Origin of the sequence: Cyanobium sp. ATX 6A2 (assembly GCF_024346355.1) — a bacterium.
Lineage (GTDB): Bacteria > Cyanobacteriota > Cyanobacteriia > PCC-6307 > Cyanobiaceae > NIES-981.
Genome location: NZ_JAGQCU010000042.1, coordinates 1 through 2,836, shown reverse-complemented (window position 1 = coordinate 2,836; position 2,836 = coordinate 1). Strand labels below are relative to the sequence as shown.

Below are 2,836 nucleotides of genomic sequence, written 5' to 3'. Positions count from 1 at the left end.
GCGACTCTGGCCTTGAACTCGGGGCTGTGGGTGCGGCGCTTGCTCATTGGTGGGAGCCCCTTTCAGGGGCGGTACCCCGCCTCAGAGGTTAACGATGGGACCTGTCCAGAAAAGCCAGACCACCTCAAACAGCGCAGGGCCGCACAACTCCGTAAGAAGAAGCCGGTCCTCATCAGGAGGTTGTCGGAATCTATTTCGTGGGAATCATTCCGCCCATTGCTTGAGATGGGCTCCCTCCAGGGCTGCTGCAAAGTGTGTCACATGCTCCCTGACCCTGCTGCCAGCATGGGTTGAGCTGAGCGGGCTTGCCCCTGCTTTGTGCCTGAAACCGCTGCTGTTGCAACCGATCTCGACCTGATCAGCTACCTCAAGGGAATTCCGGACGCGCGCATGCGACGCGGGGTGCGGTTCCCGGCCTGGTATTTGCTGCTGGTGGCGGTGCTGGGCATCCTCAGTGGTTGCCAGAGCCTGCGGGACCTGGAGCATTTTGCCATCCGCCACCACAGCGTTCTGACCGAGGCGCTGGGGCTCGAACTGCGCCGTCCGCCCTCGGACTCCTCGTTCCGCTACTTCTTCCTGCAGGTGGACGTGGCCGCCCTCTGCGCCGCGATCCGCGACTGGACGATCGCCCAGATCCCAGCTGGTGCAGGCGATCTTGATCAGCTGGTCTGCGACGGCAAGACTTTGAGAGGTTCTATCGAGCCCACCGACGGCGGGGGATCCGCGTTCATTGCCCAGGTGACGCTCTACTCGGCTGCCCTGGGCGTAGCAATCAGCCAGGCCTGCTATGCCACGGGAGAGAATCACGAGCGGGCGGTGCTGCGCCAGCTACTCGGTGAGCTAGATCTTGAGGGCGTGCTCATTCAGGCGGATGCCCTGCATACCCAGCGCCCGTTCCTAAGTAGGGACTCCTGAAAAAGAGAACCTCAAGATGGATCCGAATTCTGTCAACGAGCAGGGCGTAGGCCAGGGCCCATTAGAAGTCTGTCCCAGTAGCCCTGGCGGGTTGCCTGCGGCAACGGTTTTCTGGCGAGATCACGCCTCGCACCCTTGGCCTCGCCGATCCAGAACCCTGCTGCCGCAAGCGATCTGATCAGCTTCCTCAAGGCGTTGCCCGACTGCCGCATGCGCCGTGGGGTGCGCTTCCCGCAGTGGTGGATGCTGCTGGTGGCGATCCTGGCCATCCTGAGCAACCAGGGTTCGCTGCTCGGGATGGAGCGTTTCGCCAAGCGGCACCGGAAGACACTCAACGAGCTGCTCGGCACCCATATCGCCAAGCCGCCGTCGGATTCCACCTTCCGCCTGCTGCTGGCTCAGCTCGATGTGGAGGGATTCGAGGCCCTGCTCCAGCAGTGGATGGCGGCCCAGCCCGGCGTCACGGACACGGTCGACACTTTGGTGTGCGACGGCAAGACACTGCGGGGCTCGATCGCTGAAAACGCCTCCGGCGCAGCGCGTTTCATTGCCCAGGTGAGCCTCTACTCCAACACGCTGGGCGTGGCCATCGCCCAGAGCACCTACGCCACCGACGCCGGCGGCGAGATCGCGGCCCTCCGGCAGCTCCTGGATCGCGTCGAACTGGACGGTCTGTTGGTGCAGGCGGACGCGCTGCATGCGAACCGCGGTTTTTTCTCTACCTCGAGCAGCGCGGCCCCGACTTCCTGATTGCCGTCAAACACAGCCGCCGCAAGGGGTTTCGGCTGATCAGAGACCGGCTCACCTATGGCCGGCGAATCCCGTGGCGCACCAGCAAACGGGAAATCAAGCGGGGGCGTGACATCACCTGGACCCTGCGGGCGATGCCTGCACCGGAGTGGGTGGAGCAGTGGCCGGGCAGCGCCACGATCATCGCCGTGCGCAGCCACGGCATCCGCGGGGGCAAGCCGACGGATGAGACCCGTTACTACGTCTCGAGTCTGCGAACCGGAGCCAAGGCCCTGTTGCGGCACGTCAGAGACCGCTGGTCGATTGAGAACAGCTGGCACTGGGTGCGCGACGTGCCGCTGCGGGAAGACGGCCACCGCTACTGGGAGAACAACGGCGTCCAGATCCTCGCCACCCTCCGCAGCCTGGCGATCAACGCCCTGCGACTCGATGGGATCTGGTCGATCACCGAGGGCATCGCCGCCCTGGCTCACGACATCAAGGGCCTGCTCAGGCTGCTGGGGTGGCGAGAGCCCGCGGCGGCAGCGAGGCTCTCAAGATGACTTCTAATAGATCCTGGATCTACGCCCAGCGCAAGGTGATCGTGGAGCCGGTGAATGGTCAGATCAAGGAAGGCCGGGGTCTGCGGCGTTTCCTGCTGCGGGGCTTGGTGTCAGATGCCAACCAGGGCGGTTGGAGCCCAACATCAATGGGGCTCAGTGGAGCAAGCCAGCGAGACGCCATGGCCAGCGCCCCCAACTGCCGCAGCGATGGCTGGGCAGGAGCCTTACGGGCGACAAACTCCTAGATCATGCCGGCCCTGGCCGACCAGGGGGAGTTCCTGGCCTCGGAGAACAGCTTCTACCGCGTGCTCCACGCCCACCAGCAGGAGCAGCGCCGCGGACGGCCCAGACCGCCGCAGGAACCGCGCCCGGTGTCCAGCCGGCGTGCTGACGGACCCAATCAGCTCTGGAGCTGGGTCATCACCTACCTGCCCACCAGCGTGCGGGGGGTATGACTGTACCTCTACCTGGTGGTGGACGTCTGGAGCCGCAAGATCGTGGCCTTGTCAGGCGACAGCGAAAACTGGACCAGATGCGACACGAAATCTGGCCCCCCTCCGCGAGCCACTGACCAGGCTCAGCGCCATGACCGCGGACCTGTCACCTCTGGAGCAGAGCTCCCGGGATGC

The 2,836-nt window shown here is 64.7% G+C and carries 4 protein-coding genes; all 4 read left to right on the top strand.

All coding sequences use genetic code 11. The features are described 5' to 3' along the window. Positions 1-318 precede the first annotated feature (318 nt). Entirely contained in the window at positions 319-915 is a 597-nt protein-coding gene (locus KBY96_RS16190; protein ID WP_254980584.1) for an ISAs1 family transposase, read from the top strand. Positions 916-1,050: 135 nt separating this feature from the next. Beyond that, positions 1,051-1,665, top strand: coding sequence for an ISAs1 family transposase (locus KBY96_RS16185; RefSeq protein WP_254980583.1), 615 nt, complete (start codon positions 1,051-1,053; stop codon positions 1,663-1,665). Next, positions 1,662-2,207 carry an ISAs1 family transposase gene (locus tag KBY96_RS16180; protein WP_261358538.1) on the top strand — a complete coding sequence of 182 codons (546 nt, stop codon included), beginning with the start codon at positions 1,662-1,664 and terminating at the stop codon, positions 2,205-2,207. Before KBY96_RS16185 ends, KBY96_RS16180 begins: the two co-directional genes overlap by 4 nt. A gap of 248 nt (positions 2,208-2,455) precedes the next feature. Continuing rightward, positions 2,456-2,662 (top strand): hypothetical protein, encoded by a 207-nt coding sequence (locus KBY96_RS16170; protein WP_254980582.1) that lies wholly within the window; start codon positions 2,456-2,458, stop codon positions 2,660-2,662. The last annotated feature ends 174 nt before the right edge of the window (positions 2,663-2,836 follow it).